Genomic DNA, 12,835 nt, shown 5'->3' with positions numbered 1-12,835 from the left:
GTCAAGTCGCCTGGAACGGTGAGGTGTTGGGTGCGGATCGGCGATGGCCCGCCCGGCGCCTCCCGCCTCACGTACGCTGCGTGGCCATGAACGCGATGCGGAAGATCAGCACCGAGCGGAAGATCGCCGTGGTGACAGGGGCGGGCTCAGGCATCGGACGGGCGGTCGCGGTGGCCCTGACCGGCGCAGGCTGGTCGGTGGTCCTGGCCGGACGGCGCACCGAGACCCTGGCGGACACGGCGGGAGCGGCCCGTGCCGCGCACACGGCGGGCGGTGACGTGCTGTGCGTACGGACCGATGTGTCGCGACCGGAGGACGTCGACGCGCTGTTCGCGGAGGTGAGGGAGCGGTACGGCCGCCTCGATCTGCTCTTCAACAACGCGGGCACGTTCGGGCCCGGGGGCACACCGCTGGAGGAACTGCCGTACTCCGCCTGGCGAAAGGTCGTGGACACCAATCTGACGGGCACGTTCCTGTGCGCGCAGGCGGCGTTCCGGATGATGAAGGAGCAGGATCCGCAGGGCGGCCGGATCATCAACAACGGCTCGGTCTCGGCGTATGCGCCCCGGCCGGACTCGGTCGCGTACACGGCCACCAAGCACGGCATGACCGGGCTCACCAAGTCGCTGTCGCTGGACGGCCGTCCGTACCGCATCGCCTGCGGCCAGATCGACATCGGGAACGCGGCGACGGACATGACGGAGCGCATGCGGCGGGGAGTACCGCAGGCGAACGGCGAGTCGGCGATCGAACCGGTGATGGACGTCGCGGACGTGGCGAAGACGGTGCTGCACATGGCGGAGCTGCCGCTGGAGGCGAATGTGCTGTTCACGACGGTGCTGGCGACGGGGATGCCGTTGATCGGGAGGGGCTGAGGGCCGTCGGTCCGTACCCTCCCTCTTGCCCCGCCCGGCCCGCCCCGTAGCTCCTCTCCGCCCGCCCCGGGCCGGCCGGTTCACGCCCGCGCCTCCGCCTCCCCGCCCTCACGGCCCCTCCCCGGCCGTCTCTGCCACGGAAGCGACGCAGTCGCCTCACGAAGGTGTAACAAAGGCAACGGCAAGGTGACCTCAGGGGTCTGAGCCAGCATGAAAATTTCTTTCCTCATCCACAACGCGTACGGCATAGGGGGGACAATCACGACAACGTTCAACTTGGCCGGTGCGCTGGCGGAGCGGCATGAGGTGGAGATCGTCTCGGCGTTGCGGCACCGCGAGAGCCCGAACCTGAGACCTGATCCCCGCATACGCCTGCGCCCGCTCGTGGACCTGCGGGAGGAGAAGGAACACCCCCTGCACCTCCGTCCGGCGACGGTGTACCCCGAGTCCGAGTACCGCTACGGGCAGTACAGCGAACTCACCGACCAGCGGATCGCCGAGTATCTGAGGACGACGGACGCCGATGTCGTGGTGGGGACGCGGCCGGGTCTCAATGTGCATCTCGCCCTCCAGGCCCCGGCCCGGACCGTACGGGTGGCCCAGGAACACCTCACCCTGGACAACCACCACCCCCGGCTGCGCCGGGTGCTGCGCCGCGTCTATCCGCGCCTGGACGCGCTGACCACCGTCACACACGCCGACGCCGCCGCCTACCGGAGGAAGATGCGGCTGCCGGGCGTGCGGGTGGAAGCTCTGCCCAACAGCGTCCCCGACCCGTCGCTCCCGCCCGCCGACGGCAACGCCCCTGTCGTGGTGGCCGCCGGACGGCTCGTCCAGGTGAAGCGGTACGACCTGCTCATCGAGGCGTTCGCCGCCGTGGCGGCCGAGCGTCCCGACTGGCAGCTGCGCATCTACGGCAAGGGTGAGGAACACGACCGGCTGCGGCGCCTCATAGACGAACTCGGTCTGTACGACAACGTTTTCCTGATGGGAGCCGCGATCCCGATGGAGGCGGAGTGGGTCAAGGGCTCGATCGCCGCCGCCACTTCCAACTTCGAGCCCTTCGGCATGACCATCGTCGAGGCGATGCGCCTCGGGCTCCCGGTCGTCAGCACCGACTGCCCGCACGGTCCGGCCGAGATCATCGCCGACGGCGAGGACGGCAGACTGGTCCCCGTCGGTGACCGCGACGCCCTGTCGGCCGCCCTGCTCGCACTCGTCCGCGACGACGACAAGCGCCGCCGTATGGGCCGTACGGCGTTGGAGAACTCCCGGCGCTACGGGCCGGGTCCGGTGGTGGCACAGGCCGAGGAACTGTTCGCGGGCCTGGTGGCGGCACGGTCGGCCGGCCGCCCCGCGTCCCCGCCCGGCGGTGCGAGCCGCCTTCTGGTGAGCCGTGGTTACGCGGCGAAGGACGCCGTCCACACGGCGCTCGGCACGGTCATGAGGTCTGTGCGCAGCGGACGGAAGGAAGAGCGATGAGCCAGGAGCACACCACGGGCCTCCCCAGCGAAACCCCGGAGACCGCTCACGCCGAAGCCCTGCGCACTGAAGCCCCGCGCGCCGACTGCACGGTGGACGGTGACGGCCGGCTCGTCGTACGCGTAAAGATGGCCGCGCCGTCCTCTCAGCCGCAGCCGCAATTGCTGTTGCGCCTGCGCCCTCCGAAGGGGAAGCCCGAGGAGATCACGCATGTGGCCGCTCTGGAACCGGTCGGCGAGGGCCACCGGCAGGCCGCTCTTGAGCCGTCGCCCGCCTTCGCGGAGGGCCGGTGGGACGCGTACCTCCTGTCCGGACCGGGCGCGCCGCGTCAACGGCTCCGCCCGGGAATGCGCGACCTGCGGGCCCTGGTGAAGCCCCCGGGCTCCGCTCTGCCGACGCGGCCGCTGGCCGTCCGGATCCCGTACGCGACCGTGGACGGCTACCTGGCCGTACGGGCCTGGCTGCGCACCTCCCACGCGGAGGCGGGCTCCATTCGCGTGACCGCCCGCACGATGACCGTACGGGCACGGCTCATCGGCGCCGAACTGGGCGCCGGTGCGACCGCGTTGCTGCGCCGCCGTGGCAAGGACGACACCGTACGGGAGGTCGAACTGACCGCCGAGGGCGACCACGACTTCTCCTTCACCGCCGACTACCGGGACCTGTTGAGCGCGCGGGAGGGCGGCCCCGGGGCGTGGGACGTCTTCGTACGGCCGACGGCAGGCGCGTCCCGGGTCCGGGTGGCCCGGCTCCTGGACGACCTGGCGGACCGCAAGAAGGTCTTCGTGTACCCGGCGACCACGCTCGATGGCCTTTCCGCGCGCCCGTACTACACGGTCAACAACGACCTCGCGGTGGAGGTCACGGCCGTCTGACCCGCGCCCCGCGACGCATGCCCCGCCGCGCATGCCCCCGTGCCGGCGCGGTCCTGGGCGGCGCGGGCTGTCACCGGTAACCCGTCACATCGGCCGGCCGCCCCGCGTCCTGGACTTCGGATACGTACCGCCAGGCGTCGGGGCGGCTGCCGTCGAGATCGGTGAAGCCGTAGACCTTCGCCAACTGCCCGCTGGACAGCGACTGTCCGTTCCAGCGCGAGACCTGGGGGTCCCGGGCGAGCGCGGCCACCGCCCGGCCGACGAACGCCGGGCCTTCGGAGATGGCGAAATGGGGTGAACGCGCGGTCGCGTCACGCCAGTTCGCCTCGGTGACGCCGTACGCGTCGAGCATGGCCTCGGAGCGGAGCCGGCCCGGGGTGAGGGACACGGCGGTCGCGCCGTGGGGCTTCAGCTCGTGCGCCAGTGCGAACGCCATACGGTTCACCGCCGCCTTGGCCAGGTCGTAGAAGAAGGAGACCCGGTAGGTGCGGGCGTTGTACTCGTCGGTTCCGTCGGTCACTTCGACGACCAGGCCGCCCGGCGTCTCGATGAGGAGCGGGATCGCGTAGTGGCTGGTGATCGCGTGTGGGCCTCGGAGCCCCGCGATGTCAGAGCGTCGGGGCGTCCCGCAGGCCGAGCCGTAGATGCTCGACATGGAACAACGCCTGGTCGAGCAGCTCGGCGACATGGTGGTCGTACAGGGCGTAGACGATCGAGCGGCCGTGCCGTTCGCCGGTCACCAGACCGAGGTTGCGCAGCAGGCGCAGCTGGTGGGAGCAGGCCGACTGTTCCATGCCCACGGCTTCGGCCAGATCGCCGACCGCACAGGGGCCCTCCTGGAGCCGGGCGAGGATCCGCAGCCGGGAGGGGGTGGCCAGCGCCTGAAGGGTGGCGGCCACATCGTCGGCGCCCACCGCGTCCAGGCGTTCGCGTGTGGTGGCGGTGGTTTTGGCGTCGACTCCGTGGCCCATGAGGTCATCGTACCGACGACAAATGAAGACCTGTTCATCTATTCCTGTATGGTGTCGGTGTTGCCGTCCTTCCCCGTCCCCACGCCCGCGAAGGGTCCTTTCGCCATGCCCTCTTCCTCGCCGCAGACCCGGCCCCGGGCCGAGGCCCGGCCCCAGGCCCGGCTCCCGGAGCAGGCCCCGTCGGTCGTGACCCACCGGTCCGCCGTCCCCCGGCGCCGTACGCGGGCGTTCGCGCTCGCCGAGGCCCGCTGGGCGGCGGCCGCCACGGTCGCGTTCCTGATCGCGCTCCCCCTCCAGGCGGCCGGTGCGCCGGTCTGGGCCTGGGGTCCGCTGTACGCCCTCGCCTATGTCACCGGCGGCTGGGAGCCGGCCTGGGAGGGGCTGTGTGCCCTGCGCGAGAAGACCCTGGACGTGGACCTGCTGATGATCGTCGCGGCGATCGGGGCGGCCTCCATCGGGCAGGTGATGGACGGGGCACTGCTGATCGTCATCTTCGCCGTCTCCGGCGCCCTGGAGGCCCTGGCGACCGCCCGTACCGCCGACTCCGTACGCGGACTGCTCGACCTGGCCCCCACCACCGCGACCCGCCTGACCTACGGGGACCCGGGCGGGGAAACCAATGAGGAAGAACGACGGGAAGAGACGGTGGCCACCGAGGAACTCTCGGTCGCGGACATCATCCTCGTCCGGCCCGGCGAGCGGATCGGCGCCGACGGCCGGGTGCTCGACGGGGCGAGCGAGGTCGACCAGGCCACCATCACCGGCGAACCGCTGCCCGTCGCGAAGCGGCCCGGGGACGAGGTGTTCGCCGGGACCCTCAACGGCACCGGCGCGCTACGGGTACGAGTCGAGCGCGATGCCTCCGACTCCGTCATCGCCCGGATCGTGGCGATGGTCGAGGAGGCGTCGGAGACCAAGGCGCCGACCCAGTTGTTCATCGAGAAGGTCGAACAGCGCTACTCGATCGGCATCGTCGTCGCGACCCTCGCCGTGTTCGCCGTCCCGCTCGCCTTCGGCGCGGACCTGACGGGGGCGCTGCTGCGGGCGATGACCTTCATGATCGTCGCGTCTCCGTGTGCGGTGGTACTGGCCACCATGCCGCCCCTGTTGTCCGCCATCGCCAACGCCGGCCGCCACGGCGTGCTGGTGAAGTCCGCCGTGGTGATGGAACGGCTGGGGCAGGTCGACGCCGTCGCGCTCGACAAGACCGGCACCCTGACGGAGGGGACGCCCCGCGTCACGGCGGTCCGCCCGCTGGCCGGTGCGATCCGCCCATCGGTCGGTGCGGTCCGTTCCCCTGCCGACGCGGTCCGCCCGTCAACCGGTGCGGTCCGTTCCCCGGCCGGCGCCGACGGGCCGGCCGAGGAGGGCGTCCCGCTCGCGACCGAAGGTCTTCCACCCCTGGCCGAGGGCTTCCCGCCGCTGACCGAAGACGACTTGCTGACCCTGGCCGCAGCGGCCGAGCATCCCAGCGAACATCCCCTCGCCCGCGCCGTCGTGGCCGCCGCCCGCGAGCGCGGCCTGAGCATCCCGGCTGCGGAGGACTTCATGTCCACCCCCGGCGTCGGGGTGACCGCCACCGTACGGGGCGCCACCGTCACTGTCGGCGCACCGGCCCGGCTGACCGAGCACCCCCACGCCCCGGACACCGAAGCGGCACCCGCCCACTCCGCACAGGTGCATTCCGCTTCCTCCAACTGTGCCGCGCTCGCGGCTCGGTTGGAGGAGGACGGCAGTACTGCCGTGGTCGTCCGGCTCGACGGCGTCCCGGTGGGTGTGCTGGGCATCTCCGACCGGCTCCGCCCGGACGCGGCCATTACCGTCGCCGCCCTCACCGCGCTCACCGGCGCTCCCCCGACGCTGCTCACCGGCGACAATCCGCGCGCCGCCGCCCGCCTCGCGCACGAGGTCGGCATCACCGACGTACGGGCCGGGCTGCTGCCTCAGGACAAGGTCGCCGCCGTACGCGAAGGGGAGGCGGCCGGACGCAATGTGCTGGTCGTCGGCGACGGTGTCAATGACGCTCCCGCGCTCGCCGCCGCCCACACCGGTGTCGCCATGGGCCGGGCCGGGTCCGACCTCGCGCTGGAGACCGCCGACGCGGTCGTCGTCCGCGACGAACTCGCCACCGTGCCCCAGGTCATCGCCCTGTCCCGGCGTGCCCGTCGCCTCGTGGTCCAGAATCTGGTCATCGCCGGTGTGTTCATCTCGTCCCTGGTCGTCTGGGATCTCGTCGGTCATCTGCCACTGCCGCTGGGGGTTCTCGGGCACGAGGGGTCGACCGTCATCGTCGGCCTCAACGGCCTGCGCCTGCTGCGCGAGAGCGCCTGGACCGGCTCCGGGAAACGCTCCTGAGAACATTCCAGGAAGCAGTCCGGGAAACAGTCCGGGAAACACCCCGCCGTACCCACCGAGATCGGAGGCGACCGTTGAGCCGCCGCAGCCGCAAGCCCGCCCCCACACCGGGAACCCGGTCCACCTCCGGGGCCCGGTCAGCAGCCGGAAACCGGTCCGGAGCCAGCGCCGGAAGCGGGGCCGGGCGTCCCAAGGTCACCGTCTGCCGCGGCTGCTGCTGTGGTACGCCCAAGATCCCGGGGCTGGACCACACCGCCCAACTGGCCGGTCTGCGGGCCTCCGTCGGAGATGTCGCCACGGTCCGCGCCGTGGACTGCCTGGACGCCTGCGACCACGCCAATGTCATCGTGATCCAGCCGTCCGCCGAAGGACGGAAGGCGGGCGGGCGCCCCGTATGGCTGGGCCTGGTCAACGACGCCGACGCGAGCGCGGACATCACGGCCTGGATCCACGCGGGAGGACCGGGCCTCGTCGACCCGCCCGACATCCTGGAGCTGTACGCCTTCAACCCGTCCCGCCGTATTCGGCAGACTCTCGATCACGACTCCGACGCCTGAGCCCACCCCGGGGGGGGCCGCCCCCGGGGCAGGCCACCTCGCGCCCAGTCCCCGGCGGACTTCGCCCTGACGGTATCGCAGCGCGTATGCGAGCCGAGTCCCGCGGTTCGAGGTCCTCGCAGTCCGAAGTCCCCGCGGTTCGAGGTCCTCGCAGTCCGGCCATTTCGCGAGGACCTCCCGGAGGGCTCGTCACTCGGCGTCGGGAGCCTTGATGATCTTGCCGTTCTCATCGATGGTGTGGGTCTCCCAGTAGACGTCCCACTTGTCACCGACGTGCTCGGGGACCTTTCCTTCCGGATAGCGGACGTATCCCTTCGGCGGCTCCTCGTCGTTGGGTACGCATGCGCTGCCGGTGCTGCCCACGTTCAGAACCGGGTATTCGCCGCCGCCACAGGTCGCGTCCTCCATCGAGCAACCGGCCAGCCCCACAACAGCGGCACTGGCCAGGGCGAGACCTATTACCGATCGAATCGGACGGCCGCCGCCCGCAGACGATGAGGTACGGAATTTGCTGGTGATACGCACAGTTGGCTCCCTCGGAGTTGGTCAAGTGCGGCCAGCCTCCGTGAAGGCGTGAGCGCGAACATGAGTACACATACTCATGCGGGCCAAACCTACTTCTCCAGGAGGAGGCCACACCGGGCCGCCTCTGACTCCGGTTGGAGACGCTGTTCATCCCGGAGTCCGAGGACCACGCAGCGCCGCCGGCGCTGTCCGGCGAACTCCGCCACTCGTCACGCTACGGGTTGACTTCCGGCATGGGCATCACACCCCGGTTCGAGGCAGAAGACCGGAGCCTCGTGTGACGAAGTGCGCGCGCCGCCTTCCTAACCTCCTTGACCAGGCGTCGATTTGGGGGGCAGGAAATGGCACAGAGGGCCCTGGAGGCACGGCGGACGGACAGTGCGCCCGCCCACGCGGCGCGTCGGCTACCCCGTATGACGGAGCCGCTCGCCTGGCTTGCCTGCGCGGGGTTCGCGGTGCTCCTCGCAGCCGGATCGACGCTGGGGACCCATCGGGTCTGGGCGGTGACCGCGGCGGTGGGTTACGGCGCCGCAGCCGTGACCATGATGTGCTCCAGGGCCCGTTCGGGGGCACGCGGGGGCGCGGGAGTCGGAGCGGTGACCGCGGCACTGATCCCGCTGATCGCGCTCGTCCTGGCGGACAGTGCCCAACTTGAGGTCCGGGTTGTCGAGGACGCGGCCCACCAGCTGCTGGAGTCGGGCAGTCCCTACGATCCTGAGCCCGGTGCGCTGAAGGACTTCAATCCGTACCTGCCCGGGATGGCCCTCTTCGGCATCCCCGCCGCCCTGACAGGCGACGGGCCGCTCGGTGATCCCCGGTGGTGGTTCGCGCTCTGTTTCCTCGCGGCGATGGCCGGCGCCGCCCGGGTCGCCGCAGCGGGCCCCGAGGCGAACCGCAGGGTGCGAACGGCTCTCGTGTGGCTGGTGGCCTGCCCGCCGGTGGCGCTGTCGCTCGCCGTGAGCGGCATCGATCTTCCCGTGATCGGGCTGGCATGCCTGGGACTGGCCTTCGCCTCCCGTGGCCGGGCCGGCGGAGCCGGTCTGGTCCTCGGCGGAGCCGCCGTCCTGAAGTGGACGGCGTGGCCCGTGGTGGCGGTGGCCCTCGTGCTGCTGACCGCCCGCTACGGCCGGGGCCCGGCAGGGCGCTTCGCGGCGATCACCGGAGCGGTCGCCCTCGTCTTCGTCGCGCCGGTGGCCCTGCGGGACCCGGCCGCCTTCGTTCAGCACGTCATCGCGTTTCCCCTGGGGTTCGGCGATGCGCCGTCCCCGGCGGCGAGTCCGCTGCCCGGACAGCTTCTCAGCCGGGCGTTCCCGGGCGGAGACGTGGTTGCGCTGGTCCTGCTCTGCGCCGGAGCCGTACTCATGGCGGCGTCCCTGGTCCTACGCCCTCCGACCGGCCTGATCGCCGCCGCGGACCGGACCGCGCTCGGACTCGGGCTGGCGATCACGCTCGCTCCCGCCACCCGGTACGGCTACCTCCTCTACCCTCTGATCCTCTTCGCCTGGTTCCGGGGGACGCATGGCGCCCGGTCCCAGGGGACGCGTGTCGACGGGTTCCGGGGCACCCGTTCCGTACCGACCCGTGGAGGGGCTGGGTGACGTCCCGATGGACATGGGACGCCGCGTACGAGCGTCTTTCCGGGCCGCTCGCCGGGGTGTGATCGGCTGGGCCGACCCGGCGAGGGGGATCGGACGCTTGCACATCACGTCACTTAGTGACACACTGTCTCTTGAGGACATTCGAAGGAGAGAGTGAGAGGTGCCATGGCGACGAAGGAGCGCGGCGGAGGAGGGATGAGTGAGCAGCGGCGGTCGCGATTGCGACTGGAGATCTCCCGGGAGGCGGCGCGTCTGTTCTGGGAGCAGGGGGTGGCCGCCACGAGTGGTGATCAGATCGCGGAGGCGGTGGGGCTGTCCACACGCACCATCTGGCGGCACTTTCGCAGTAAGGAGAGCTGTGCTGAGCCGATCGTGATGCAGGGCGTTGTCACTCTGCTGAGTGTGCTGCGCGGCTGGCCCCGGCAGAGTTCCCTCGACGACCACCTGGCCACGGAGCTGGCCCGGCTCCGTCACGAGACGCCGCCCGTCGATCTTGCCGACGAGATGCTCGCGATGAAGATGATCCGGCTCGCCGACACCGAACCGGCGCTCCGTACGGCGTGGTTGATGGCCTGCGACCAGACCGAGCGGGAGTTGTGCGTGATCATCGGGGACCGTCTTGAGCGGCCGGCCGACGATCTTGAGGTGCGGATGCAGGCCGCGGCCGCCGCGGCGGTCGTGCGGGTGCTGGAGGAACACATCGGCGCCGCCGCCCTCGCCGGAGCCGACCTCTCGGAGTTCACCGACCTGACGGCCACCGCCCGGCGTTACGCCCAGGCGATCCGCACGGCGACCGGCGGAGTTGTCGGCGACGCCGTCGCCTGAACATGCCGCGCCATCCGCGCGGACAGCCGGACGCAAAGCAGCCGGCGCATCATCGGAGCCCGCAGCGTCGGAGCCCGCAGCGTCGGAATCGGCACCGTCGGAATCGGCGCACCGTCGGAATCGGCGCACCGTCGGAGCCCGGCCCCGGAGCGAACACCGGGACACGTCCCGTGACTTGCGCCGGGGCTCACCGCCGGCGGGCAGCCCGTACCCGTACGTACGCAGGGCAGTCCCCGCGACCCGTACAGACAAACACCTATGACTACTTGGTGAGTTGATCTCGCATCATGACTGAATCCATACCCCCCGCCCACCCTGCGGCCGCCTCGGACGAGTCGGCCGGGACTCCCGGAGGGAAGGGGAAGCAGACACCGCTGGACCAGATGGGCGGCACGACGGGCCTGGTGTACATGGCTCTGCCCGTCGTGGCGTTCGTCGTCGCCAACTCCGCCTTCGGGCTGACGGCCGCCATCGGTACCGCCATCGGCGTCGGGGTGGCGATCTCCGTGCTGCGCCTGGTCCGCAAGGAGCCGCTCCAGCCCGCGCTCTCCGGCCTGTTCGGCGTCGCGGTCGCCGCGTTCGTCTCCTGGAAGACCGGATCGGCCAAGGGCTTCTTCCTGACAGGCATCTGGAGCAACTTCGCCCTCGGCCTGCTCTTCCTGCTCTCGGTCCTCGTACGCCGGCCGCTGGCCGGAGTCGTCTGGGGCGCGCTCAACGGCACCGGGACCGCCTGGCTGAAGGACAAGCTCTCCCGGCGCTACTACGACATCGCCACGCTCACGCTGGTGGGAGTCTTCGCGGTCCGGTTCGCCGTATGGCAGTGGCTCTACGACGAGGACCGCACGGGCTGGCTGGCCGTCGCGAAGATCGCGATGGGCTACCCGCTCCTCGCCCTGGCCCTCCTGGTGGTCATGTGGGCGGGCCGACGCTCGGGCAAGCGCCTCAAAGCCCTCGCCGGAGCGGCGCAGCCCACCGGAGCAGCACGGCCCGCCGCAGCGACGCACCCCGCCGGATCGGCACGGCCCGCGGGACGGTTCTGACCCGGCCCTGCCCGTACGGCCTTCGCCCGGCCCGCACAGCCGCGACCGTCCGCTCCATCCGACCGGCCCGGTCGTAAATCTGAGGAAGAGAGATGCACCAGACCCCGTCCCCATGCCGAACCCAGAGCCTGCCCCAGCGCCTTTACCTGCTCTGCTACACCGTCGGCAAAGGCAAGTTCGAACTCACCAATCTCCAGGGGCGCGGCCAGTTGCTGCGCGCCGCGGCGCTGACCGAGCTGGCCCTCGCCGGACTGCTCAGCGCCAAGGGAGGGAAGGTCGCACGACGCGCCGCCAACCCGCCGGGCGACCCCTTCCTCGCCGAGGTGTGGCACGACCTGCCCACCGAGAAGGCGAAGCACTGGCTCCAGTTCGTGCACAACAAGGCCCACACGGCCGAGAAGCCCATCCGCGAACAGCTTGCCGCGACGGGGGCGATCACGGTCCAGCACCAGAAGCGACTGGGACTGCTCACCGTCGACCGGGTCACCGTCAACGAACCGCAGCAGGTGCTCGCCCAGCAGGAGAAGGTACGCAACACCGTCCTTCGCGGGACCGATCCGGTGACAGTCCCGGTGGACGAGCTCACCATGGCCGTGTTCGCCGCCGAAGTCGAGGTGACCAGCGTGTTCACCGGGAACGAACTCCGCACGCACAAGCAGGCGTTCAAGGCGCTCGCTACGCGGTACGACAGCGTCGTTCCCGGCCTGCGCAAGGCGCTGCGCGACTCGTACCTGTCGAGCAGGGCCGTCGGAGGCGGCTGGAGCGGCTGAGCACCGAAGGCGGCGCGCGCACCGGGACACCGACCACAGCCCAGCTCTGTGCACACCCCCACTGCGGAGGAGCACCTGGAGAGAGTCCGCGCGGCCGCCTGGGCCGCTTACGCACTCGTCGCCGCCCTCTTCCTGAAGGCCGCCCTCTTCCCGGAAGAGGGCGGCCTTCAGGAAGAGGGCGGAGTGGTTCCGGCCCCGCGTCTCTGGTCAGGCGGGGTCGGTGCGCCGTGATGCGCGCAGGAGCGGCCGTGCTCGCCGCAGGACATCGAGCTGGGCGGGGTTGTAGACGTCGTTGATGGCCTTGCTGTACGTCTGCTCCACGAAGCGCGCGCCGCCCGGGGCGTCTTCGTTGGCGTTGCGCAGTCCGGGGTTCTTCGCGTGGAGCGCGTGGATGTAGGGGACAAGGCGCTCGGCGATGTCCTGGCGCGTCCGTTCATCGGCGTCGGCGGGCAGGTCGTCGAACTCCGCGGCAACGGGATGGTCGGGAAGGGCTTGCAGCATATCGGTGTAGGTCTGCAGACCTTGTGGCCCGAGGATTCGGGTGAGGACGACGGCGAGTGAGCGGTCGGCGTCGGACAGTTCCGCTTCGGCGACGGCCGGGACGAAGTCGAGCGGCAGGTCGGGCGACAAGGCTTGGCGCAGGATGAGGGCGAGTTCGGCGCGGGTCCGTTGGAGTCGTTCTATGGTGGCGGCGAGTTCGGCGTCGAGGGCGCGCAGGGCTTCCTCGGGGTGATCCTCGGCGTCGCCCATGGCGTCGATCTGGGACAGCGAGAACCCGAGGTCGGTCAGGCGCTTGATCCGCAGCACCCGGATGAGGTGAGCGACGCCGTACTGCTTGTAGCCGTTGGCACGCCGCTCCGGCTCCTCCAGCAGACCGACCTCGTGATAGTGCCGTACCGCCCGCAGGCTCGTACCGGCGAGCTCGGCGATCTCTCGGGTGCTCCAGGCCACGACCGTCATCT

The 12,835-nt window shown here is 70.9% G+C and carries 13 protein-coding genes and 1 pseudogene; 10 read left to right on the top strand and 4 right to left on the bottom strand.

Annotation, left to right across the window (positions count from 1 at the left end; genetic code table 11):
• Nucleotides 1–86: 86 nt before the first annotated feature.
• The 3 genes from ACIOJD_RS09980 to ACIOJD_RS09970 all read left to right on the top strand — a co-directional run bounded on the left by ACIOJD_RS09980 (nucleotide 87) and on the right by ACIOJD_RS09970 (nucleotide 3,232).
• Complete coding sequence (locus ACIOJD_RS09980) at nucleotides 87–875, top strand: SDR family oxidoreductase (RefSeq protein WP_401910482.1); 789 nt, start codon at nucleotides 87–89, stop codon at nucleotides 873–875.
• A 210-nt stretch (nucleotides 876–1,085) separates the two neighbouring features.
• A complete protein-coding gene (locus tag ACIOJD_RS09975) occupies nucleotides 1,086–2,357 on the top strand; it encodes a glycosyltransferase family 4 protein (RefSeq protein ID WP_401910479.1) in 1,272 nt (423 codons plus the stop codon).
• Complete coding sequence (locus ACIOJD_RS09970) at nucleotides 2,354–3,232, top strand: hypothetical protein (RefSeq protein ID WP_401910477.1); 879 nt, start codon at nucleotides 2,354–2,356, stop codon at nucleotides 3,230–3,232. The genes ACIOJD_RS09975 and ACIOJD_RS09970 overlap by 4 nt, the downstream gene beginning before the upstream one ends.
• Before the next feature lie 70 nt (nucleotides 3,233–3,302).
• On the opposite strand, the pseudogene ACIOJD_RS09965 reads toward ACIOJD_RS09970, so the two are convergent.
• A pseudogene (locus tag ACIOJD_RS09965) lies at nucleotides 3,303–3,818 on the bottom strand (short-chain dehydrogenase); the annotation flags it as partial.
• Nucleotides 3,819–3,840: 22 nt separating this feature from the next.
• On the bottom strand, nucleotides 3,841–4,203 hold the full coding sequence (locus ACIOJD_RS09960; protein WP_401910475.1) for an ArsR/SmtB family transcription factor: 363 nt from the start codon (nucleotides 4,201–4,203) through the stop codon (nucleotides 3,841–3,843).
• 105 nt (nucleotides 4,204–4,308) lie between these two features.
• Between ACIOJD_RS09960 and ACIOJD_RS09955 the strand changes: the two genes are divergently transcribed.
• Nucleotides 4,309–6,558 (top strand): HAD-IC family P-type ATPase, encoded by a 2,250-nt coding sequence (locus tag ACIOJD_RS09955; protein ID WP_401910473.1) that lies wholly within the window; start codon nucleotides 4,309–4,311, stop codon nucleotides 6,556–6,558.
• A gap of 74 nt (nucleotides 6,559–6,632) precedes the next feature.
• Nucleotides 6,633–7,115 carry a (2Fe-2S) ferredoxin domain-containing protein gene (locus tag ACIOJD_RS09950; RefSeq protein ID WP_401910471.1) on the top strand — a complete coding sequence of 161 codons (483 nt, stop codon included), beginning with the start codon at nucleotides 6,633–6,635 and terminating at the stop codon, nucleotides 7,113–7,115.
• A 189-nt stretch (nucleotides 7,116–7,304) separates the two neighbouring features.
• Here ACIOJD_RS09950 and ACIOJD_RS09945 read toward each other — a convergent pair whose 3' ends face one another.
• The gene (locus ACIOJD_RS09945; RefSeq protein WP_401910468.1) at nucleotides 7,305–7,640 is read right to left on the bottom strand and encodes an SCO0607 family lipoprotein; all 336 of its coding nucleotides are present in this window, start codon (nucleotides 7,638–7,640) and stop codon (nucleotides 7,305–7,307) included.
• Between the two features lie 413 nt (nucleotides 7,641–8,053).
• Between ACIOJD_RS09945 and ACIOJD_RS09940 the strand changes: the two genes are divergently transcribed.
• The 5 genes from ACIOJD_RS09940 to ACIOJD_RS09920 all read left to right on the top strand — a co-directional run bounded on the left by ACIOJD_RS09940 (nucleotide 8,054) and on the right by ACIOJD_RS09920 (nucleotide 12,104).
• Complete coding sequence (locus tag ACIOJD_RS09940; RefSeq protein WP_401910465.1) at nucleotides 8,054–9,238, top strand: glycosyltransferase 87 family protein; 1,185 nt, start codon at nucleotides 8,054–8,056, stop codon at nucleotides 9,236–9,238.
• 195 nt (nucleotides 9,239–9,433) lie between these two features.
• Nucleotides 9,434–10,063 (top strand): TetR/AcrR family transcriptional regulator, encoded by a 630-nt coding sequence (locus tag ACIOJD_RS09935; protein WP_401910463.1) that lies wholly within the window; start codon nucleotides 9,434–9,436, stop codon nucleotides 10,061–10,063.
• A 287-nt stretch (nucleotides 10,064–10,350) separates the two neighbouring features.
• Complete coding sequence (locus ACIOJD_RS09930; protein WP_401910461.1) at nucleotides 10,351–11,103, top strand: DUF3159 domain-containing protein; 753 nt, start codon at nucleotides 10,351–10,353, stop codon at nucleotides 11,101–11,103.
• Between the two features lie 92 nt (nucleotides 11,104–11,195).
• Nucleotides 11,196–11,873 (top strand): GPP34 family phosphoprotein, encoded by a 678-nt coding sequence (locus ACIOJD_RS09925; RefSeq protein WP_401910458.1) that lies wholly within the window; start codon nucleotides 11,196–11,198, stop codon nucleotides 11,871–11,873.
• Nucleotides 11,874–11,921: 48 nt separating this feature from the next.
• Nucleotides 11,922–12,104 carry a hypothetical protein gene (locus ACIOJD_RS09920; protein ID WP_401910455.1) on the top strand — a complete coding sequence of 61 codons (183 nt, stop codon included), beginning with the start codon at nucleotides 11,922–11,924 and terminating at the stop codon, nucleotides 12,102–12,104.
• Here ACIOJD_RS09920 and ACIOJD_RS09915 read toward each other — a convergent pair.
• Nucleotides 12,081–12,833: a MerR family transcriptional regulator gene (locus tag ACIOJD_RS09915; RefSeq protein WP_401910452.1), complete on the bottom strand. Its 753-nt coding sequence runs from the start codon at nucleotides 12,831–12,833 to the stop codon at nucleotides 12,081–12,083. The genes ACIOJD_RS09920 and ACIOJD_RS09915 overlap by 24 nt on opposite strands.
• Nucleotides 12,834–12,835: the final 2 nt, after the last annotated feature.

Source organism: Streptomyces sp. NPDC088116, from assembly GCF_044741745.1.
Lineage (GTDB): Bacteria > Actinomycetota > Actinomycetes > Streptomycetales > Streptomycetaceae > Streptomyces.
Note: the sequence above shows the minus strand (reverse complement) of the source record. Positions and strands in the feature narration are given on the sequence as shown.

What these genes read in the sequence shown, in the direction of transcription:
- ACIOJD_RS09980 (WP_401910482.1), top strand. Translation starts at nt 87, where the DNA reads ATGAACGCGATGCGGAAGATCAGCACCGAGCGGAAGATCGCCGTGGTG.
- ACIOJD_RS09975 (WP_401910479.1), top strand. Translation starts at nt 1,086, where the DNA reads ATGAAAATTTCTTTCCTCATCCACAACGCGTACGGCATAGGGGGGACA.
- ACIOJD_RS09970 (WP_401910477.1), top strand. Translation starts at nt 2,354, where the DNA reads ATGAGCCAGGAGCACACCACGGGCCTCCCCAGCGAAACCCCGGAGACC.
- ACIOJD_RS09960 (WP_401910475.1), bottom strand. Translation starts at nt 4,203, where the DNA reads ATGGGCCACGGAGTCGACGCCAAAACCACCGCCACCACACGCGAACGC.
- ACIOJD_RS09955 (WP_401910473.1), top strand. Translation starts at nt 4,309, where the DNA reads ATGCCCTCTTCCTCGCCGCAGACCCGGCCCCGGGCCGAGGCCCGGCCC.
- ACIOJD_RS09940 (WP_401910465.1), top strand. Translation starts at nt 8,054, where the DNA reads ATGACGGAGCCGCTCGCCTGGCTTGCCTGCGCGGGGTTCGCGGTGCTC.
- ACIOJD_RS09935 (WP_401910463.1), top strand. Translation starts at nt 9,434, where the DNA reads ATGAGTGAGCAGCGGCGGTCGCGATTGCGACTGGAGATCTCCCGGGAG.
- ACIOJD_RS09930 (WP_401910461.1), top strand. Translation starts at nt 10,351, where the DNA reads ATGACTGAATCCATACCCCCCGCCCACCCTGCGGCCGCCTCGGACGAG.
- ACIOJD_RS09925 (WP_401910458.1), top strand. Translation starts at nt 11,196, where the DNA reads ATGCACCAGACCCCGTCCCCATGCCGAACCCAGAGCCTGCCCCAGCGC.
- ACIOJD_RS09915 (WP_401910452.1), bottom strand. Translation starts at nt 12,833, where the DNA reads ATGACGGTCGTGGCCTGGAGCACCCGAGAGATCGCCGAGCTCGCCGGT.